This is a genomic window from Demequina phytophila (genome assembly GCF_000971135.1).
In the GTDB taxonomy this organism is placed as follows: Bacteria; Actinomycetota; Actinomycetes; order Actinomycetales; family Demequinaceae; genus Demequina; species Demequina phytophila.
Genome location: NZ_BBLW01000008.1, coordinates 70,873 through 91,137 on the forward strand (window position 1 = coordinate 70,873; position 20,265 = coordinate 91,137).

General features: G+C 67.1%; 23 protein-coding genes. All 23 read right to left on the reverse strand.

The features are described from left to right. Positions 1 to 2: 2 nt before the first annotated feature. A complete protein-coding gene (gene rplF / locus AOM01_RS12160; protein ID WP_062293942.1) occupies positions 3 to 539 on the reverse strand; it encodes a 50S ribosomal protein L6 in 537 nt (178 codons plus the stop codon). Between the two features lie 21 nt (positions 540 to 560). Further along, positions 561 to 959, reverse strand: a complete 399-nt coding sequence (gene rpsH, locus AOM01_RS12165) for a 30S ribosomal protein S8 (RefSeq protein WP_062293945.1) — start codon at positions 957 to 959, stop codon at positions 561 to 563. 55 nt (positions 960 to 1,014) lie between these two features. Then, positions 1,015 to 1,200, reverse strand: a complete 186-nt coding sequence (locus AOM01_RS12170; RefSeq protein WP_042213145.1) for a type Z 30S ribosomal protein S14 — start codon at positions 1,198 to 1,200, stop codon at positions 1,015 to 1,017. Positions 1,201 to 1,203: 3 nt separating this feature from the next. Next, a complete protein-coding gene (gene rplE, locus AOM01_RS12175) occupies positions 1,204 to 1,764 on the reverse strand; it encodes a 50S ribosomal protein L5 (RefSeq protein ID WP_062293948.1) in 561 nt (186 codons plus the stop codon). After that, positions 1,764 to 2,102, reverse strand: a complete 339-nt coding sequence (gene rplX, locus AOM01_RS12180; protein WP_062293951.1) for a 50S ribosomal protein L24 — start codon at positions 2,100 to 2,102, stop codon at positions 1,764 to 1,766. Before rplX ends, rplE begins: the two co-directional genes overlap by 1 nt. Continuing rightward, positions 2,102 to 2,473, reverse strand: coding sequence for a 50S ribosomal protein L14 (gene rplN, locus AOM01_RS12185; RefSeq protein WP_062293953.1), 372 nt, complete (start codon positions 2,471 to 2,473; stop codon positions 2,102 to 2,104). Before rplN ends, rplX begins: the two co-directional genes overlap by 1 nt. Positions 2,474 to 2,532: 59 nt before the next feature. Further along, positions 2,533 to 2,820: a 30S ribosomal protein S17 gene (rpsQ, locus tag AOM01_RS12190; protein WP_062293957.1), complete on the reverse strand. Its 288-nt coding sequence runs from the start codon at positions 2,818 to 2,820 to the stop codon at positions 2,533 to 2,535. Between the two features lie 9 nt (positions 2,821 to 2,829). Continuing rightward, positions 2,830 to 3,069: a 50S ribosomal protein L29 gene (gene rpmC, locus AOM01_RS12195; RefSeq protein ID WP_062293959.1), complete on the reverse strand. Its 240-nt coding sequence runs from the start codon at positions 3,067 to 3,069 to the stop codon at positions 2,830 to 2,832. Next, on the reverse strand, positions 3,069 to 3,488 hold the full coding sequence (gene rplP, locus AOM01_RS12200) for a 50S ribosomal protein L16 (RefSeq protein WP_062293962.1): 420 nt from the start codon (positions 3,486 to 3,488) through the stop codon (positions 3,069 to 3,071). Before rplP ends, rpmC begins: the two co-directional genes overlap by 1 nt. 2 nt (positions 3,489 to 3,490) lie before the next feature. Then, positions 3,491 to 4,300 (reverse strand): 30S ribosomal protein S3, encoded by an 810-nt coding sequence (gene rpsC / locus AOM01_RS12205; protein WP_062293965.1) that lies wholly within the window; start codon positions 4,298 to 4,300, stop codon positions 3,491 to 3,493. Between the two features lie 11 nt (positions 4,301 to 4,311). Then, positions 4,312 to 4,671, reverse strand: coding sequence for a 50S ribosomal protein L22 (gene rplV / locus AOM01_RS12210; RefSeq protein WP_062293967.1), 360 nt, complete (start codon positions 4,669 to 4,671; stop codon positions 4,312 to 4,314). A 32-nt stretch (positions 4,672 to 4,703) separates the two neighbouring features. Next, the gene (gene rpsS / locus AOM01_RS12215; protein WP_062293970.1) at positions 4,704 to 4,982 is read right to left on the reverse strand and encodes a 30S ribosomal protein S19; all 279 of its coding nucleotides are present in this window, start codon (positions 4,980 to 4,982) and stop codon (positions 4,704 to 4,706) included. 12 nt (positions 4,983 to 4,994) lie between these two features. Beyond that, a complete protein-coding gene (gene rplB, locus AOM01_RS12220) occupies positions 4,995 to 5,834 on the reverse strand; it encodes a 50S ribosomal protein L2 (RefSeq protein WP_062293973.1) in 840 nt (279 codons plus the stop codon). 18 nt (positions 5,835 to 5,852) lie between these two features. Beyond that, positions 5,853 to 6,158, reverse strand: a complete 306-nt coding sequence (gene rplW, locus AOM01_RS12225; RefSeq protein WP_062293976.1) for a 50S ribosomal protein L23 — start codon at positions 6,156 to 6,158, stop codon at positions 5,853 to 5,855. Position 6,159: 1 nt separating this feature from the next. Continuing rightward, positions 6,160 to 6,807, reverse strand: a complete 648-nt coding sequence (gene rplD / locus AOM01_RS12230) for a 50S ribosomal protein L4 (protein ID WP_062294245.1) — start codon at positions 6,805 to 6,807, stop codon at positions 6,160 to 6,162. Between the two features lie 5 nt (positions 6,808 to 6,812). Continuing rightward, positions 6,813 to 7,475: a 50S ribosomal protein L3 gene (gene rplC, locus AOM01_RS12235; RefSeq protein ID WP_062293979.1), complete on the reverse strand. Its 663-nt coding sequence runs from the start codon at positions 7,473 to 7,475 to the stop codon at positions 6,813 to 6,815. Between the two features lie 28 nt (positions 7,476 to 7,503). Beyond that, positions 7,504 to 7,812: a 30S ribosomal protein S10 gene (gene rpsJ, locus AOM01_RS12240; RefSeq protein WP_042213186.1), complete on the reverse strand. Its 309-nt coding sequence runs from the start codon at positions 7,810 to 7,812 to the stop codon at positions 7,504 to 7,506. A gap of 297 nt (positions 7,813 to 8,109) precedes the next feature. Further along, positions 8,110 to 9,300 carry an elongation factor Tu gene (gene tuf, locus AOM01_RS12245; RefSeq protein ID WP_062293981.1) on the reverse strand — a complete coding sequence of 397 codons (1,191 nt, stop codon included), beginning with the start codon at positions 9,298 to 9,300 and terminating at the stop codon, positions 8,110 to 8,112. A gap of 120 nt (positions 9,301 to 9,420) precedes the next feature. Beyond that, on the reverse strand, positions 9,421 to 11,535 hold the full coding sequence (fusA, locus tag AOM01_RS12250; protein ID WP_062293984.1) for an elongation factor G: 2,115 nt from the start codon (positions 11,533 to 11,535) through the stop codon (positions 9,421 to 9,423). Between the two features lie 38 nt (positions 11,536 to 11,573). Continuing rightward, positions 11,574 to 12,044 (reverse strand): 30S ribosomal protein S7, encoded by a 471-nt coding sequence (gene rpsG / locus AOM01_RS12255; RefSeq protein ID WP_042213191.1) that lies wholly within the window; start codon positions 12,042 to 12,044, stop codon positions 11,574 to 11,576. Continuing rightward, complete coding sequence (gene rpsL / locus AOM01_RS12260; RefSeq protein ID WP_062293987.1) at positions 12,044 to 12,418, reverse strand: 30S ribosomal protein S12; 375 nt, start codon at positions 12,416 to 12,418, stop codon at positions 12,044 to 12,046. The genes rpsG and rpsL overlap by 1 nt, the downstream gene beginning before the upstream one ends. A 199-nt stretch (positions 12,419 to 12,617) precedes the next feature. Beyond that, complete coding sequence (locus AOM01_RS12265; protein WP_062293990.1) at positions 12,618 to 16,490, reverse strand: DNA-directed RNA polymerase subunit beta'; 3,873 nt, start codon at positions 16,488 to 16,490, stop codon at positions 12,618 to 12,620. 74 nt (positions 16,491 to 16,564) lie between these two features. Then, positions 16,565 to 20,038, reverse strand: a complete 3,474-nt coding sequence (rpoB, locus tag AOM01_RS12270) for a DNA-directed RNA polymerase subunit beta (RefSeq protein WP_062293993.1) — start codon at positions 20,036 to 20,038, stop codon at positions 16,565 to 16,567. Positions 20,039 to 20,265: the final 227 nt, after the last annotated feature.

Below are 20,265 nucleotides of genomic sequence, written 5' to 3' on the forward strand. Positions count from 1 at the left end.
TCTTACTTACCCGTCTTTCCTGCCTTGCGGCGAACCTGCTCGCCGGCGTAGCGGACGCCCTTGCCCTTGTACGGCTCGGGCTTACGAATCTTGCGGATGTTCGCCGCGACCTCGCCCACCTGCTGCTTGCTGATGCCGGCAACGGTGAACTTGGTGGGGCCCTCGACCGTGAAGGTGATGCCCTGCGGGGGGCTCACCACGACGGGGTGCGAGAAGCCGAGCGCGAACTCGAGGTCCGAGCCCTTGAGCGCGACGCGGTAACCCGTGCCGACGATCTCGAGCTTCTTCTCGTAGCCGGCGGTCACGCCGGTCACCATGTTCGCGATGAGCGTGCGGGTCAGGCCGTGAAGCGACTTCGAGACGCGCTCGTCGTTCGGGCGCTTGACCTCGAGGCCCTCATCGCCCTTCTCCACGGTGATGGGAGAGGCGACGGTGTGGGTCAGGGCGCCCTTGGGGCCCTTCACCGTGACGTCGGCACCCTCGATGGTCACGTCCACTCCGGCGGGAACCGGAACGGGCATCTTGCCAATGCGGGACATTGCTCTCGTTCTCCTTTCCGGTTACCAGACGAACGCGACGACCTCGCCGCCGACGCCCTTCTTCTCGGCCTCACGGTCGGTCAGCAGACCGGAGGAGGTGGACAGGATGGCCACGCCGAGGCCGCCGAGAACCTTGGGCAGGTTCGTGGACTTCGCGTACACGCGGAGACCGGGCTTCGACACACGGCGCACACCGGCGAGCGAGCGCTCGCGGTTCGGGCCGTACTTCAGCGTGAGGGTGAGGGTCTTGCCCACCTCGGCGTCCGCGACGGCGGAGCCGGTGATGTAGCCCTCGGCCTCCAGGATCTTGGCGATGTTCGCCTTGAGCTTGGAGTGCGGCATCGCCACGGTCTCGTGGTAGGCCGCGTTCGCGTTGCGCAGACGCGTCAGCATGTCTGCGATCGGGTCAGTCATCGTCATGAGTGTTGAACTCTTCCTCGCCGTGGTTTCCCTAGGGGACCTGTGGCGTAGTGGTTTACCAGCTGCTCTTGGTGATGCCGGGCAGCTCACCGCGGTGAGCCATCTCGCGGAAGCACACGCGGCAGAGGCCGAACTTGCGGTACACCGAGTGCGGACGACCGCACTTCTGGCACCGGGTGTAGGCGCGGACGGCGAACTTCTGCTTGCCGGCGGCCTTGTTCTTCAGCGCAGTCTTGGCCATGTCCTACTTCTCCTTGAACGGGAAGCCCAGCTGCTTGAGCAGCGAGCGGCCCTCGTCGTCGGTGGTGGCGGACGTCACGATGGTGATGTCCATGCCGCGCACGCGGTCGATCTTGTCCTGGTTGATCTCGTGGAACATCGACTGCTCGGTGAGACCGAAGGTGTAGTTGCCGTTGCCGTCGAACTGCTTCGGGCTGAGGCCGCGGAAGTCGCGGATGCGGGGCAGCGCGATCGAGATCAGGCGGTCCAGGAACTCCCACATGCGGTCGCCGCGCAGCGTGACGTGCGCGCCGATCGGCTGGCCCTCACGCAGCTTGAACTGCGCGATGGACTTGCGGGCCTTGGTGACCTGCGGCTTCTGGCCGGTGATCGCGGTGAGGTCCGCGATCGCGCCCTCGATGAGCTTCGAGTCCTTCGCGGCGTCGCCCACACCCATGTTGACGACGACCTTGACGAGGCCGCCGACCTGGTTGATGTTCTCGTGCGCGAACTCCTCGCGCAGCTGCGCGACGATCTCGTTGCGGTACTTGTCCTTGAGGCGCGGAGCGGTGGTCGCGGTGGCCATCAGACGTCCTTACCCGAGCGCTTGGCGACGCGGACGCGCTTGGTGCGCGTGCGGCCGTCCTGCTCGACCTCTTCCGTGCGGTAGCCCACACGGGTGCCCTTCTTGGTCTCCGGGTCCACGAGCATCACGTTCGAGATGTGGATCGCGGCCTCGACGGTCACGAGGCCACCCTCGGCGTTGTCGCGGCGGGTACCCGGCTTGATGTGCTTGGTCACGCGCTGGATGCCCTCGACCACGATGCGCTCGCGCACGGGGTCGACCGACAGAACGCGGCCCTGCTGACCGCGGTCACGGCCGGCGATGACGACCACGAGGTCGCCCTTCTTGATCTTCGCCATCAGATGACCTCCGGTGCCAGCGAGATGATCTTCATGAACTTCTTGTCGCGCAGCTCGCGGCCCACGGGGCCGAAGATGCGGGTGCCGCGGGGGTCACCATCGAGGTTCTTGAGGATGACCGCAGCGTTCTCGTCGAAGCGGATGTACGAACCGTCGGGACGACGGCGCTCCTTGGTGGTGCGCACGACGACCGCCTTGACAACATCGCCCTTCTTGACGTTGCCGCCGGGGATCGCGTCCTTGACGGTGGCGACGATGATGTCGCCGATGCCGGCGTAGCGACGGTGCGAGCCGCCGAGCACGCGGATGCAGAGGACTTCCTTCGCACCCGTGTTGTCGGCGACGCGAAGTCGCGACTCCTGCTGAATCATGTCTTTGTCTCCTGTCGTCTGGTTCTCGCCGATTCCTCAGCGAGCCTGGTCGAACCTAGTTACTTGGCCTTCTCGACGATCTCGACCAGGCGCCACCGCTTGGAAGCGGAAAGCGGCCGGGTCTCCATCACGACGACGAGGTCGCCGATGCCGGCGGTGTTGAGCTCGTCGTGGGCCTTGATCTTGCTGGTGCGGCGCATGACCTTGCCGTAGAGCGGGTGCTTGACGCGGTCCTCGATCTCCACGGTGATGGTCTTGTCCATCTTGTCCGACGTGACGTAGCCGCGGCGCGTCTTGCGATAGGCGCGGTGCTCCTCGGTCGCCGTCGTGTGCTTCTTGGTCGACATGTCTGTTCCTTATGCCTTCGCGGAGGGCGCGGTGCGGATACCGAGCTCGCGCTCACGCAGGATCGTGTAGATGCGCGCGATGTCGCGCTTGACGGCCTTGAGGCGACCGTGGTTCTCGAGCTGACCGGTGGCCGACTGGAAGCGCAGGTTGAACAGCTCCTCCTTGGCCTTCTTCAGCTCCTCCACGAGGCGCTCGTTCTCCATGCCGTCCAGCTCGGAGGGCATGAGGTCCTTGGTACCGATGGCCATTAGATGTCACCACCCTCACGGGTCACAAAACGGGTCTTCATGGGGAGCTTGTGCTGCGCGCGGCGCATGGCCTCGCGGGCCAGCTCCTCCGGCACGCCGGCGAGCTCGAACATCACGCGACCCGGCTTGACGTTGGCGACCCACCACTCGGGCGAACCCTTACCGGAGCCCATGCGGACCTCGGCAGGCTTCTTGGTCAGGGGACGGTCCGGGTAGATGTTGATCCAGACCTTTCCGCCACGCTTGATGTGGCGGGTCATCGCGATACGGGCCGCCTCGATCTGGCGGTTGGTGACGTAGGCGGGCTCGAGAGCCTGGATGCCGAAGTCGCCGAAGGCGATGCTCGTACCGCCGGTCGCGGCGCCCGAACGCTTCGGGTGGTGCTGCTTCCGGTGCTTCACTCGACGGGGGATAAGCATGGTCAGCTCTCCTTACCGGCCTCGGCCGGAGCCGCGGCGGGGGCCTCGGCCGCGGGGGCCTCGGACTGGCGGGGGGCGTTGTCGCGACGCGGGCCGCGGTCACCGCGGTCGCCGCGGCCGCCACGGCCACGCTGGGGACGGGGGGCCTTCGCCTGCTCGGCGGCCCACTCCTTCTCCGTCATGTCGCCCTTGTAGATCCACACCTTCACGCCGATCTGGCCGAAGGTGGTGCGGGCCTCGAAGAAGCCGTAGTCGATGTTCGCGCGGAGGGTGTGCAGCGGCACGCGGCCCTCGCGGTAGAACTCCGACCGCGACATCTCGGCGCCGCCGAGGCGGCCCGAGCACTGCACGCGGATGCCCTTGGCACCGGCGCGGAGCGCGGACTGCATGCCCTTGCGCATCGCACGGCGGAAGGACACGCGCGACGCGAGCTGCTCCGCGATGCCCTGCGCGACGAGCTGAGCGTCGACCTCGGCGTTCTTGACCTCGAGGATGTTGAGCTGGACCTGCTTGCCCGTCAGCTTCTCGAGGTTGGCGCGAAGCTTGTCGGCCTCGGCGCCGCGGCGGCCGATGACGATGCCCGGACGCGCGGTGTGCAGGTCGACGCGAACGCGCTCACGGGTGCGCTCGATCTCGACCTTCGACACGCCGGCGCGCTCGAGGCCCTCCGACATCATCTTGCGGATCTTGACGTCCTCGTTCACGTAGTCGCGGTAGCGCTCGCCCGTCTTGGTCGAGTCGGCGAACCAGCGCGAACGGTGGTCGGTCGTGATGCCCAGGCGGTAGCCGTGGGGGTTGACCTTCTGTCCCATTACTTGGCCCCTTACTTGGCAGCGACCGGGGTCGCGACGGTGACGGTGATGTGGCAGGAGCGCTTGAGGATCTGGTTCGCACGACCCTGAGCGCGCGGCTGAATGCGCTTCATGGTCGGGCCCTCGTCCACAAAGATCTCCTTGATGACGAGCTCACGCTCGTCGAAGCGCTCGCCGGCCTTGTCGGCCTTGACACGCGCGTTGGCGATCGCCGAGTCGATGAGCTTGCGCACATCGGTCGCGACGGCCTGCGGCTGGAACTTCAGCGAGGCCGAGGCCTCCACGGCGTTCTGACCACGGACCAGGTTCACGACGCGGCGAGCCTTCTGGGCGGTCACGCGGATGTACCGCGTCTGCGCCTTGGCTTCCATGTTCTTTACTCCCTTTACTTCGCTCGGGCGCCTTAGCGGCGGCCCTTGCGGTCGTCCTTGACGTGGCCCTTGAACGTGCGCGTGGGGGCGAACTCGCCCAGCTTGTGGCCGACCATCGACTCGGTGACGAACACCGGGACGTGCTTGCGGCCGTCGTGCACGGCAAAGGTGTGACCCAGGAAGTCCGGCGTGATGACCGAACGACGCGACCAGGTCTTGATGACGTTCTTGGTACCCGCGTCGTTCTGGGCGTCCACCTTCTTCTGAAGGTGGTCGTCGACGAAGGGGCCCTTCTTGAGGCTACGAGGCATGTCCAGGCTCCCTTATCGCTTGTTCTTGCCGGTCTTGCGGCGACGCACGATGAGCTTGTCGCTTTCCTTGTTGGCCTTGCGGGTACGACCCTCGGGCTTGCCCCACGGGGAGACGGGGTGACGTCCACCGGACGTCTTGCCCTCACCACCACCGTGCGGGTGGTCCACCGGGTTCATGACGACACCGCGGACGGTCGGGCGCTTGCCCTTCCAACGCATGCGGCCGGCCTTGCCCCAGTTGATGTTCGACTGCTCGGCGTTGCCGACCTCGCCGACGGTCGCGCGGCAGCGCGCGTCGACGTTGCGGATCTCGCCGGAGGGCATGCGCAGCTGCGCGTACGGGCCGTCCTTCGCCACGAGCTGGACCGAGGTGCCGGCCGAGCGCGCGATCTTGGCGCCGCCACCGGGCTTGAGCTCGATGGCGTGGATGACGGTACCGACCGGGATGTTGCGCAGCGGCAGGTTGTTGCCGGGCTTGATGTCCGCACCCGCGCCGGCCTCGACGCGGTCGCCCTGGCCGAGCTTCTCGGGGGCGATGATGTAGCGCTTCTCGCCGTCCGCGTAGTGGAGGAGGGCGATGCGCGCCGTGCGGTTGGGGTCGTACTCGATGTGCGCGACGGTCGCGGGCACGCCGTCCTTGTCGTGACGACGGAAGTCGATCACGCGGTAGGCGCGCTTGTGACCGCCACCCTGGTGACGGGTGGTGATGCGACCGGTGTTGTTACGGCCGCCCTTCTTGTGCAGCGGGCGGACGAGCGACTTCTCGGGCTCCGAACGGGTGACCTCGACGAAGTCGGCGACGGACGAGCCACGGCGGCCCGGCGTCGTCGGCTTGTACTTGCGAATAGCCATGAGTGCTTACCTGTCCTTCTAGCCGGCCTGGCCGCTGAAGATGTCGATGCCCGCGTCGCCAGCGATGGTGACGATCGCGCGCTTGACGTCCTTGCGCTTGCCCAGGCCGAAGCGGGTGCGGCGCGCCTTGCCCTTGCGGTTGATGGTGTTCACGGACGCGACCTTGACGCCGAAGATCTGCTCGATGGCGATCTTGATCTCGGTCTTGTTCGAGCGCGGGTCCACCTCGAAGGTGTACTTGCCCTCGTCCATGAGGCCGTACGTCTTCTCGGAGACGATCGGGCGGACGATGATGTCGCGCGGGTCCTTGTTCAGCGTGGTCACGTTACTTCTCCTCCGCCTCGGACTCGGTCGCGACGGCCTTCACGGACTTGCCCGTGGAGGGACCCGCGACGAACGCGTCGAAGGCACCCTTGGTGAAGACCGTGTCGTCGTTCACGAGCACGTCGTAGGTGTTGAGCTGGTCGACCGCGATGAGGTGCACGCTCGCCGCGTTGCGCAGCGAGAGGATCGTGAGCTCGTCCGAGCGCTCGATGACCACGAGGGCCGAACGGCCCGCGGTGATCGCGGCGAGCGCCTCGATGGCGGCCTTGGTCGAGGGCGCGTCACCCGAGACGATCGAGTCGACGACGTGCACGCGGCCGGCGCGGGCCCGGTCGGAGAGGGCGCCACGGAGGGCGGCGGCCTTCATCTTCTTGGGGGTGCGCTGCGAGTAGTCGCGGGGCTGCGGGCCGTGGACGGTGCCACCGCCGGCGAACTGCGGGGCGCGGGTAGAACCCTGGCGGGCACGGCCGGTGCCCTTCTGCTTGTAGGGCTTCTTGCCACCACCGCGGACGTCGCCGCGGGTCTTGGTGGCGTGGGTGCCCTGACGCGCGGCAGCAAGCTGCGCCACGACGACCTGGTGGATCAGGGGGACGTTCGTGTCGACGTCGAAGATGTCGGCGGGAAGCTCGACGGTCTTTGCGGTAGCCATGGCGATCACGCGCCCTTCACGGCGGAACGGATGAGAACGACGCCGCCCTTGTTGCCGGGAACCGCGCCCTTGACGAGCACGAGACCCTTCTCGACGTCCACCGAGTGGACGCGCAGGTTCTGGACGGTCTTGCGGGCGTTGCCCATGCGGCCGGCCATCTTGAGGCCGCGGAAGACGCGCGAAGGCGTCGACGCGCCACCGATGGAGCCCGGCTTGCGGTGGTTGCGGTGCGCACCGTGCGAGGCGCCCACGCCGGAGAAGCCGTGGCGCTTCATGACACCGGCGGTGCCCTTGCCCTTGGTGGTGCCGGTCACGTCGACGAGCTGGCCGGCCTCGAACACCTCGGCGGTGATCTCCTGGCCGAGCGCGTACTCGGACGCGTCGTCGGTACGGACCTCGGCGACGTGGCGGCGCGGCGTGACGCCGGCGGCCTCGAAGTGGCCCTTGAGCGGGTTGGTGACGCGGCGGGGGTCGACGGCGCCGAAGGCGAGCTGCACGGCGGCGTAGCCGTCGCGCTCGGCGTCCCGCACCTGGGTGATGACGTTGGTGTCGACCTGGATCACCGTGACGGGCACAACGCGGCCCTCGGCGTCCCACACCTGCGTCATGCCCAGCTTCGTACCGAGCAGCGCGGTGACCGCGCGCTGGGCATTGGAAGTCGTAGTCATGTCGGTGGTAGTCCTTCTGTAGAAGCTCTTAGAGCTTGATCTCGATGTTGACGTCCGCGGGCAGGTCGAGACGCATGAGCGAGTCGACGGCCTTGGGCGTCGGGTCCACGATGTCGATGAGGCGCTTGTGGGTGCGCATCTCGAAGTGCTCGCGGGAGTCCTTGTACTTGTGGGGCGAACGGATCACACAGAACACGTTCTTCTCGGTCGGCAGCGGCACGGGGCCCACGACCGAGGCACCTGCGCGCGTGACCGTCTCGACGATCTTCCGGGCCGAGGAGTCGATGACCTCGTGGTCATAGCTCTTCAGCCGAATGCGGATCTTCTGTCCCGCCATGGCGTGGTTCTGCCTTATCTCTCGATACAACTATGGTCATCACCCCGACCCCCGCGCTCGGGCGTGTCGCCTATGTGGGACACACGCGCGCCTGTGACATCTCTGCCGGGCCTCGGGTGAAGGTGTGGCTGCCCGCGATAGGCAACCTGAATATTGTGCCAGATTCGCGCGTGGCGCGCAAACGGAACCCGGCGCTCCCCTGCTACGGGACGATGCGGTGGTCGCCGCATCGTCCCGGGGCAAGGACGAGGGCCCCCGGCCGAAGCCGAGGGCCCTCGCTCTCAGTAAGTCGTGGACTTACTTGATGATCTTGGTGACGGTGCCGGAACCGACGGTACGGCCACCCTCGCGGATCGCGAAGCCCTGACCCTCCTCGAGGGCGATCGGCTGGATGAGCTCGACCGACATCTCGGTGGTGTCACCCGGCATGACCATCTCGGTGCCCTCGGGCAGCGAGATGACGCCGGTCACATCCGTGGTGCGGATGTAGAACTGCGGACGGTAGTTCGTGTAGAAGGGGTTGTGGCGGCCACCCTCATCCTTGTTGAGGATGTAGACCTTGCCCTCGAACTGGGTGTGCGGCGTGGTGGTGCCGGGGGCGACCACGACCTGGCCGCGCTCGACGTCCTCGCGCTTGGTGCCGCGGAGCAGCAGACCGCAGTTCTCGCCGGCCCAGGCCTCGTCCATCTGCTTGTGGAACATCTCGATGCCGGTGACGGTGGTCTTCTGCGGCTGGCGGATGCCGAGGATCTCGACCTCCGAGTTGATCTTCAGCTTGCCGCGCTCCACCTTGCCGGTGACGACGGTGCCACGACCGGTGATCGTGAAGACGTCCTCGATCGGCATGAGGAAGGGCTTGTCCATGTCGCGGACGGGCTCGGGGACGTTCTCGTCCACCGCGTCCATGAGCTCCTGGACCGAGGCCACCCACTCGGGGTCGCCCTCGAGCGCCTTGAGCGCCGACACGCGGATGACCGGGGCGTTGTCGCCGTCGAAGCCCTGCGAGGAGAGGAGCTCGCGCACCTCGACCTCGACGAGCTCGAGGATCTCCTCGTCGTCGACCATGTCCGACTTGTTGAGGGCCACGAGCAGGTAGGGCACGCCCACCTGGCGGGCGAGCAGCACGTGCTCACGCGTCTGGGCCATCGGGCCGTCGGTCGCCGCGACCACGAGGATCGCGCCGTCCATCTGCGCGGCACCGGTGATCATGTTCTTGATGTAGTCGGCGTGACCCGGCGCGTCGACGTGCGCGTAGTGGCGCTTCTCGGTCTGGTACTCGATGTGCGCGATGTTGATCGTGATACCGCGCTCGCGCTCCTCCGGAGCCTTGTCGATGTCCTCGAAAGGCGTGAAGGGGTTGAGGTCCGGGTACTTGTCGTGCAGGACCTTCGAGATCGCAGCGGTCAGCGTGGTCTTGCCGTGGTCGACGTGACCGATGGTGCCGACGTTGACGTGCGGCTTGGACCGCTCGAACTTGGCCTTAGCCATGGTGGCTTCCTCCTGATTGGGTTGTGAGACTCGGGTAGAGGATCCGACTGCCGATGGCCGCTGCCATCGTGGGGCGCATCCCTACTGGTCGTTATTGTTGCTGATTCTCAACCGGTGGGACTACTCGCCCCGGGTCTTTGCGATGATCTCCTCGGCAACGTTGCGAGGAACCTCGGCGTAGCTGTCGAAGGTCATCGAGTACACCGCGCGACCCTGCGTCTTGGAACGCAGGTCGCCGACGTAGCCGAACATCTCCGACAGCGGGACCAGAGCGTTGATGACCTTGACGCCGGCGGCGTCGGACATCTCACGGATCTGGCCACGGCGGGAGTTGAGGTCGCCGATCACGTCGCCCATGTAGTCCTCGGGCGTACGCACCTCGACGGCCATGACGGGCTCGAGCAGGACCGGGTTGGCCTTGCGCGCGGCCTCCTTGAAGGCCATCGAGCCGGCGATCTTGAACGCCATCTCCGACGAGTCGACGTCGTGGTACGCGCCGTCGACCAGGGTCGCCTTGACGCCGACCATGGAGAAGCCGGCGAGGATGCCCACGTTCATGGCGTCCTGGATACCGGCGTCGACCGACGGGATGTACTCGCGCGGCACGCGACCACCGGTCACGGCGTTGTCGAACTCGTACATGACCTCGGAGTCGGCGTCCAGCGGCTCGATGGTGATCTGAACCTTGGCGAACTGGCCCGAGCCACCCGTCTGCTTCTTGTGGGTGTAGTCGTACTTCTCGACCTTGCCGCGGATGGTCTCGCGGTACGCGACCTGCGGCTTGCCCACGTTGGCGTCGACCTTGAACTCGCGACGCATGCGGTCGACGATGATGTCGAGGTGCAGCTCGCCCATGCCGGAGATGACGGTCTGGCCGGTCTCCTCGTCCAGGCGGACGCGGAAGGTCGGGTCCTCCTCGGCGAGCTTCTGGATGGCCACCGACATCTTCTCCTGGTCGCCCTTGGTCTTGGGCTCGACCGCGACGTGGATCACGGGCTCGGGGAAGGTCATCGACTCGAGCACGACCTGGTCGTTCGGGTCGCAGAGCGTGTCACCGGTGGTGGTGTCCTTGAGGCCGATCACCGCGTAGATGTGGCCCGCGGTCACGCCGTCGACAGGGTTCTCCTTGTTGGCGTGCATCTGGAAGATCTTCCCGATGCGCTCCTTCTTGCCCTTGGTCGAGTTGATGATCTGCGCGCCCGACTCGAGCTTGCCCGAGTACACGCGGATGTAGGTGAGGCGACCGAAGAACGGGTGCGCCACCACCTTGAACGCGAGGGCCGAGAAGGGCTCGCTCGCGTCGGCGTGACGCTCCACGATCTTCTCCTCGTCGCGGATGTCGTGGCCCTGGATCGCGGGCACGTCGAGCGGGCCCGGGAGGTAGTCCACGACCGCGTCGAGCATGGGCTGCACGCCACGGTTCTTGAACGCCGAGCCGCAGAGCACCGGGTAGAGCTCCGAGTTGATCGTCATCTTGCGGATGGCGGCCTTGACCTCGTCAACCGTGAGCTCCTCGCCGCCGAGGTACTTCTCGAGAAGCGCCTCGTCGGACTCCGCGACGGTCTCGAGCAGCTCCGCGCGGTACTCCTCGGCCTTGTCGGCCAGGTCCGCGGGGATCTCCTCGATCTCGTACTTGGCGCCCATGGTCACGTCGCCCTTGGCGTCGCCGGGCCACACGAGGGCCTTCATCTGCACCAGGTCGATCACGCCGAGGAAGTCGTTCTCCGCGCCGATGGGCAGCTGGATGACGAGCGGCTTCGCACCGAGGCGCGACTTGATCGTGTCGACGGTGAAGTAGAAGTCCGCACCGAGCTTGTCCATCTTGTTGACGAAGCAGATGCGCGGGACGTCGTACTTGTCGGCCTGGCGCCAGACGGTCTCGGACTGGGGCTCGACGCCCTCCTTGCCGTCGAACACCGCGACCGCGCCGTCGAGGACGCGCAGCGAGCGCTCCACCTCGACCGTGAAGTCCACGTGGCCGGGGGTGTCGATGATGTTGATCTGGTTGTTGTTCCAGAAGCAGGTCACCGCGGCGGAGGTGATGGTGATGCCGCGCTCCTGCTCCTGCTCCATCCAGTCGGTCGTCGACGCGCCGTCGTGGGTCTCACCGATCTTGTAGTTCACACCCGTGTAGAACAGGATGCGCTCGGTGGTGGTCGTCTTGCCGGCATCGATGTGAGCCATGATGCCGATGTTGCGGACCTTGTTCAGGTCCGTGAGCACGTCCTGTGCCACGTGGGATCTCCTTGGTGTTCCGTCGAACGGTGCAGCGACTACCAGCGGTAGTGCGCGAACGCCTTGTTCGACTCGGCCATCTTGTGCATGTCCTCGCGGCGCTTGACAGCGGCGCCGAGGCCGTTCGAGGCGTCGAGGATCTCGTTCATGAGGCGCTCGGTCATGGTCTTCTCGCGACGCTGGCGCGAGAAGTCGACCAGCCAGCGCAGGCCGAGCGTGGTCTGACGCACGGGGCGCACGTCGACGGGGACCTGGTAGGTCGCGCCACCGACGCGGCGGCTGCGGACCTCGAGCGCCGGGCGGATGTTGTCGAGCGCGCGCTTCAGCACGACGACGGGGTCCTGACCCGACTTCTCGCGGACACCCTCGAGGGCGCCGTACACGATGGCCTCAGCCGTCGACTTCTTGCCGTCGAGGAGGACCTTGTTGATGAGCTGCGTGACGACCGGAGCGCCGTAGACGGGGTCGTTGATGATCGGCCGCTTGGGGGCCGGTCCCTTGCGAGGCATTACTTCTTCTCCATCTTCGCGCCGTAGCGGCTACGAGCCTGCTTGCGGTTCTTGACACCCTGGGTGTCGAGCGAGCCACGGATGATCTTGTAGCGGACACCGGGGAGGTCCTTCACACGACCGCCACGCACGAGCACGATCGAGTGCTCCTGGAGGTTGTGGCCCTCACCGGGGATGTACGCGGTGACCTCGATGCCGGTCGAGAGGCGGACACGCGCCACCTTGCGCAGCGCCGAGTTCGGCTTCTTGGGGGTCGTCGTGTAGACGCGCGTGCACACGCCGCGACGCTGGGGGCTCGACTGAAGAGCCGGGGTCTTGGTCTTCGAGGCCTTGGGGTGGCGGCCCTTCCTGACCAGCTGCTGAATCGTAGGCACTACTTCTCCGTGTCTCTGTGGTTCTGCGGGAACGTTTTATTCGTGTCGGCCCGACCCCCGCGCCCGGGCGTGTCGTTCCATCGGGTGTCGCACCGTGGGCGCGACTCGGGGGCCCGGCGACGCGGGCACAAGCATCTAAGATACCTGCGCTCCGCGCCGCCGTCAAAAGCGGACTGCGCCCGCCGGCCCCGTCGTAAGGTCAGTCTCGGATGTCGAACTCCTCGAGCGGCACGGCCTGGCCGGTGCCCTCGCCGAAGAACTGGCCGTCCCACTCCTCGTACCCGAAGGTCGGGAACAGGTTGGCCTTCGCCTCCTCGGTCGGCTCGACCGTCGCCGTGCGGTACTGGGCAAGGCCCGTACCAGCGGGGATGAGCTTTCCGATGATGACGTTCTCCTTGAGGCCGAGCAGCGAGTCCGACTTGCCGGACATCGCGGCCTCGGTGAGGACGCGGGTGGTCTCCTGGAAGGAGGCCGCCGAGAGCCACGACTCCGTCGCGAGCGACGCCTTCGTGATGCCCATGAGCTCGGGACGCGCGGAGGCGGGCTTGCCGCCGGCGGTCACGGTCTCACGGTTCGCGGTCTCGAAGCGGCTGCGCTCCACGAGCTCGCCCGGAAGCAGGTTCGTCTCGCCGGAGTCCAGCACGGTCACGCGACGCAGCATCTGCCGCACGATGACCTCGATGTGCTTGTCGTGGATCTCCACACCCTGCGAGCGGTACACGTTCTGGACCTCGTCCACCAGGTGCTTCTGGGTGGCGCGGGGACCGAGGATGCGGAGCACGTTCTTCGGGTCGACCGCACCGGCGACGAGCTGCTGGCCCACCTCGACGTGCTCGCCGTCCTGGACCAGGAGGCGCGCGCGCTTGGTGACCGGGTACTCGACCGGCTCGTCCCCGTTGTCGGGGGTGACCACCAGGCGACGGGTCGCCTCGGAGTCGTCGACCTTGAGCTTGCCCGTGACCTCGGAGATCGGGGCCTCACCCTTGGGGGTACGGGCCTCGAAGAGTTCCTGGACACGCGGCAGACCCTGCGTGATGTCGTCCGCGGACGCCACACCACCGGTGTGGAACGTACGCATGGTCAGCTGGGTGCCGGGCTCGCCGATCGACTGGGCCGCGATGATGCCGACGGCCTCGCCGATGTCGACGAGCTCGCGGGTCGCGAGCGAACGGCCGTAGCACTTCGCGCACGTGCCCACCACCGACTCGCAGGTGAGGACCGAGCGGACCTTCACCGAGTCGACGCCGGCCTCGATCAGCGCGTCGATGATGACGTCGCCGACGTCGGCACCGGCCTTCGCCACGACGGTGCCGTCCGCGTCCTCGACGTCGGTCGCCAGCGTGCGGGCGAACACCGAGGTCTCCACGCGATCGTGCTTGACGCGCTCGCCACCGGCCGTGAGCTCGGCGATGGGCATCGCCAGGCCGCGCTCGGTGCCGCAGTCCTCCTCGCGGACGATGACGTCCTGCGACACGTCCACGAGTCGACGCGTGAGGTAGCCGGAGTCCGCGGTACGCAGCGCGGTGTCCGCGAGGCCCTTGCGGGCACCGTGGGTCGCGATGAAGTACTCGAGGACGGACAGACCCTCGCGGTAGTTCGACTTGATCGGACGCGGGATGATCTCACCCTTCGGGTTCGCCACGAGGCCGCGCATACCGGCGATCTGACGGACCTGCATCCAGTTGCCTCGAGCACCCGAGCCGACCATGGTGTGGACGGTGTTGTGCTTGGGGAAGGACTCACGCATGGCCTTGTCGACCTCGTTGGTCGCCTGGGTCCAGATCTCGATGAGCTCCTGACGGCGCTCGTCGTCGGTGATGAGACCGGTGTCGAACTGGTCCTGCACCTTCGCGGCCTGCGCCTCGTAACGCTCGAGGATCTCCTGCTTGTTCGCCGGGGTGGCGACGTCGCCGATGGCGATCGTCACGCCCGAGCGGGTCGCCCAGTGGAAGCCCGCCGCCTTGAGGGCGTCGAGCGAGGCCGCGACCTCGACCTTCGGGTAGCGCTCCGCGAGGGTGTTGACGATGTCGCCGAGCACCTTCTTGTCGACGTTGCGGTTGACGTACGGGTACGACACCGGCAGCAGGTCGTTGAACAGCGACCGACCGAGCGTGGTGGTGAGCATGAACGGCTCGCCGTCGACGTGGCCCTCCGGCAGCTCGAAGTCGACCGGCGGGACGGTGTCGCCGTCCACGCGGAGGCGGATCTCCGAGTTGAGGTGGATGGTGCCGGCGTCGAGCGCCATGACGGCCTCGGACTGCGTGCCGAAGACCAGGCCCTCGCCCTTCTCGCCCTCCTTGAGGAGCGAGAGGTGGTAGAGGCCGATGATCATGTCCTGCGAGGGCATGGTCACCGGACGGCCGTCGGACGGCTTGAGGATGTTGTTGCTCGAGAGCATCAGCACGCGGGCCTCGGCCTGCGCCTCCGCCGACAGCGGCAGGTGCACGGCCATCTGGTCACCGTCGAAGTCGGCGTTGAACGCGCCGCAGACGAGCGGGTGCAGGTGGATGGCCTTGCCCTCGACCAGCTGGGGCTCGAACGCCTGGATGCCGAGGCGGTGCAGCGTGGGCGCGCGGTTGAGCAGCACCGGGTGCTCGCGGATGACCTCTTCGAGGACGTCCCACACCTCGGAGCGCGACCGCTCGACCATGCGCTTGGCGGACTTGATGTTCTGCGCGTGGTTGAGCTCGACCAGACGCTTCATGACGAACGGCTTGAACAGCTCGAGCGCCATCTGCTTGGGCAGGCCGCACTGGTGCAGCTTGAGGGTCGGGCCGACCACGATGACCGAACGGCCCGAGTAGTCGACGCGCTTGCCGAGCAGGTTCTGACGGAAGCGACCCTGCTTGCCCTTGAGCATGTCCGAGATGGACTTGAGGGGGCGGTTGCCGGGGCCCGTGACCGGGCGGCCGCGACGGCCGTTGTCGAACAGCGAGTCCACGGCCTCCTGCAGCATGCGCTTCTCGTTGTTCACGATGATCTCGGGCGCACCGAGGTCGAGCAGGCGCTTGAGGCGGTTGTTGCGGTTGATGACGCGGCGGTACAGGTCGTTGAGGTCGGAGGTCGCGAAGCGGCCACCGTCGAGCTGGACCATGGGGCGCAGGTCCGGCGGGATCACCGGGACGCAGTCGAGCACCATGCCCTCGGGCGAGTTGGTGGTCGTGAGGAACGCGTTGACCACCTTGAGCCGCTTGAGCGCGCGGGTCTTGCGCTGGCCCTTGCCGGTCGCGATGATCTCGCGCAGCTTCTCCGCCTCGGCCTCGAGGTCGAAGGTCTGGAGGCGCTTCTGGATCGCCTCCGCACCCATGGAGCCCTTGAAGTACGAGCCGTAGCGGCGCGACATCTCGCGGTAGAGCATCTCGTCGCCCTCGAGGTCCTGGACCTTGAGGCCGGCGAAGCGGTCGAAGATGGCGTCGAGGCGCTCGATCTCGGCGTCGGCGCGCTTGCGGATGTTGGCCATCTCGCGCTCCGCGCCGTCCTTGACCTTGCGCTTGACGTCGGACTTGGCGCCCTCCGCCTCGAGCTCCGCGAGGTCCTTCTCGAGCTTCTCGGCGCGCGCGTTGATCTGCACGTCGCGGTCGTTCGCGAGGGCCTTCTTCTCCTTCTCCAGCTCGTTGCGGAGCTGCGGGAGGTCCTCGTGACGGCCCTCGTCGTCCACCTCGGTGACCATGTACGCCGCGAAGTAGATGACCTTCTCCAGGTCCTTCGGGGCGAGGTCGAGCAGGTAGCCGAGGCGCGACGGGACGCCCTTGAAGTACCAGATGTGGGTGACGGGGGCGGCGAGCTCGATGTGGCCCATCCGCTCACGGCGGACCTTCGAGCGGGTCACCTCGACACCGCAGCGCTCGCACACGATGCCGCGGTAGCGGACACGCTTGTACTTGCCGCAGCCGCACTCCCAGTCGCGGGTGGGGCCGAAGATCTTCTCGCAGAACAGGCCGTCCTTCTCCGGCTTGAGCGTGCGGTAGTTGATCGTCTCGGGCTTCTTCACTTCACCGTGCGACCAGTTGCGGATCTCATCCGCGGTCGCGAGGCCGATGCGAAGGTCGCCGAACTCGTTGACGTCGAGCAAGGTTCTACTTCCTTACTGCCGGCTGGTGTGCCGGCACCGAAAACTTCTTCTGTATGGAGTGAGCTCGAAGCTCGTCAGATCTCGTCGACGCTCGAGGCATCGGGACGGCTGGACAGGGAGATGCCGAGCGACTCAGCCGCCTGGTAGGCGTCGTCGTCGGTCTCGCGCATCTCGATGACGTGGCCCTCGTGGTTGAGGACCTCGACGTTGAGGCAGAGCGACTGCATCTCCTTCATGAGGACGCGGAACGACTCGGGCAGGCCCGGCTCCGGGATGTTCTGACCCTTGACGATCGCCTCGTAGACCTTCACACGACCGGTGACGTCATCCGACTTGATGGTCAGGAGCTCCTGAAGCGCGTAGGCGGCGCCGTACGCCTCGAGGGCCCACACCTCCATCTCGCCGAACCGCTGGCCGCCGAACTGGGCCTTACCGCCCAGGGGCTGCTGCGTGATCATCGAGTACGGGCCGGTCGAGCGCGCGTGGATCTTGTCGTCGACCAGGTGGTGGAGCTTGAGGATGTACTTGTAGCCCACCGCGATCGGCTCGGGGAACGGCTCTCCGGTGCGGCCGTCGAACAGGCGGGCCTTGCCCTCCTGGTTGACCAGGCGCACGCCGTCACGGTTCGGGTTGACCACCGTGCGGAGGCCGCCGAGGACGTCCTCGCGCAGGCCGTCGAACACCGGCGTCGCGACCGGGGTGCCCGGCTCCGACGTGACGGCGCCCTCGGGCAGGTTCTTGGTCCACTCGCCCGTGGCGCCGGTGGCGTCCCAGCCGTGCTTCGCGATCCAGCCCGTGTGGGTCTCGAGGACCTGGCCGACGTTCATACGGCCGGGGACACCGAGCGGGTTGAGGATGACGTCGACCGGCGTGCCGTCCTCGAGGAACGGCATGTCCTCGACCGGCAGGATCGTCGAGATGACGCCCTTGTTGCCGTGGCGGCCGGCGAGCTTGTCGCCCTCCTGGATCTTGCGGCGCTGCGCGATGTAGACGCGGACCAGCTGGTTCACGCCGGCGGGGAGGTCGTCGCCGTCCTCCTCGGTGAACACGCGGACGCCGATCACGGTGCCGGACTCGCCGTGGGGCACCTTGAGGGACGTGTCGCGCACCTCGCGGGCCTTCTCGCCGAAGATCGCGCGCAGGAGGCGCTCCTCCGGGGTCAGCTCGGTCTCACCCTTGGGGGTGACCTTGCCGACGAGGATGTCGCCCGCACGCACCTCGGCGCCGATGCGGATGATGCCGCGCTCGTCGAGGTCCGCCAGCGCCTCCTCGGAGGCGTTGGGGATGTCGCGGGTGATCTCCTCGGGGCCGAGCTTGGTGTCGCGCGCGTCGACCTCGTGCTCCTCGATGTGGATGGAGCTCAGGACGTCGTCCTGGACGAGGCGCTGCGACAGGATGATCGCGTCCTCGTAGTTGTGACCCTCCCAGCACATGAACGCCACGAGCAGGTTCTTGCCGAGCGCGAGGTCGCCCTCGTCGGTCGCGGGACCGTCGGCGATGACCGAGCCGGGCACCACGCGGGCACCCTCGTCGACCACGACGCGCTGGTTGTAGGACGTGCCCTGGTTCGAGCGCTGGAACTTCGCGATGCGGTACGAGCCGGTGGTGCCGTCGTCGTTCGCCACGGTGACGAGGTCCGAGCTCACCTCGGTGACCACGCCCTCCTTGGTCGCGACGACCACGTCGCCGGCGTCGATGGCCGCACGGCGCTCCATGCCGGTGCCGACCAGCGGCGCCTCGGAGCGGACCAGCGGCACCGCCTGGCGCTGCATGTTCGCGCCCATGAGCGCGCGGTTCGCGTCGTCGTGCTCGAGGAACGGGATGAGGGCGGTACCCACCGACACCATCTGGCGCGGCGAGACGTCCATGTAGTCCACGGCCTCACGGGCGACGAACTCGACCTCGCCGCCGCGGCCACGGACGAGCACGCGCTCGTCGGTGAAGCGGCCGTTGTCGTCGAGGCCGGCGTTCGCCTGCGCGATGACGAAGTGGTCCTCGTCGTCCGCGGTCAGGTAGTCGACCTGCTCCGACACGACACCCTTGACGACCTTGCGGTACGGGGTCTCGACGAAGCCGAGGGGGTTGATGCGGCCGAAGGACGCGAGCGAGCCGATGAGGCCGATGTTCGGGCCCTCAGGCGTCTCGATCGGGCACATGCGGCCGTAGTGCGACGCGTGGACGTCACGAACCTCCATGCCGGCGCGGTCACGCGAGAGGCCGCCGGGGCCCAGCGCCGAGAGGCGGCGCTTGTGCGTGAGGCCCGCGAGCGGGTTGTTCTGGTCCATGAACTGCGACAGCTGCGAGGTGCCGAAGAACTCGCGGATCGCGGCGACGACCGGACGCGTGTTGATGAGCGTCTGCGGCGTGATGGCCTCGACGTCCTGCGTGGTCATGCGCTCGCGCACCACGCGCTCCATGCGCGACAGGCCCGTGCGGATCTGGTTCTGGATCAGCTCGCCCACCGCGCGGATGCGGCGGTTGCCGAAGTGGTCGATGTCGTCGGTCTCGACGCGCACGTCGCCGTCGGCGCCGTCCAGCGTCGCGACGCCCGCGTGGGCGGCGGCGATGTACTTGATGGTCGCGACGATGTCGTCGAGGCCCAGCACCGAGTCGCCGAGCTCCTTCGCGAGGCCCAGCTTCTTGTTGAGCTTGAAGCGGCCCACCTTGGCGAGGTCGTAGCGCTTGGAGTTGAAGTAGAAGTTGTCGAGCAGGTTCTGGCCCGCCTCGACGGTCGGCGGCTCGCCCGGACGCAGCTTGCGGTACAGGTCGACGAGCGCCTCCTCGTGGCCGTGGACGGTGTCCTTGGCCAGGGTCTCGAGGACGGCCGGGAACTGCGCGAACTCCTCCGCGATCTGGTCCTCGGTCATGCCGAGGGCCTTGAGGAAGAGCGTGACGGGCTGCTTGCGCTTGCGGTCGACGCGGACGCCCACGGCGTCACGCTTGTCGATCTCGAACTCGAGCCAGGCGCCGCGCGAGGGGATGACCTTCGCGGTGAAGATGTCCTTGTCGGACGTCTTGTCGGGGGTGCGCTCGAAGTACACGCCGGGCGAACGGACCAGCTGCGACACGACGACGCGCTCGGTGCCGTTCACGATGAACGTGCCCTGGCTGCTCATCAGCGGGAAGTCGCCCATGAAGACGGTCTGCGACTTGATCTCGCCGGTGGTGTTGTTCATGAACTCGGCGGTCACGAACAGCTGAGCGGAGTAGGTGAAGTCCTTCTCCTTGCACTCCTCCGGCGTGTAGCGGGGCTCCTCGAAGTACGGGTCCGAGAAGGACAGGGACATGGTCTGTCCGAAGTCCTCGATCGGAGAGATCTCCTCGAAGATCTCCTGGAGGCCTGCCACCTCCGGGACGTCGTTCCGGCCGTGCTCCTTGGCGGCGGCCACACGGGCCTGCCACGCGGTGTTGCCCAGAAGCCAGTCGAAGCTCTCGGTCTGGAGACCGATCAGGTTCGGGACCTCGATGGGGTCCTGGATCTGTGCGAAGGAGATACGGCGCGATGCGGAACGGTTGGAGATGGCGGAATCGGTGCGCGAGGCAGCCAAGGGTGGTTCCTTCCCTTTATGATCGTGCGTGACCACGATGCCTAGCCGCGGCTCCACCGGATCCTGGGGCGAAACCCGCTACAAGCGGACGCACGCCAGGTAGGCATTTGAGGGCAGGGCGATAGACAGCGCAAGTCGTCAGACTACAGCGCCGCGCAAGGTTTGTCCACTCGCCCGGCGCCGCAGCGCCAGCCGACACGCCGACGGTTCCCGAATTGCGACACGGG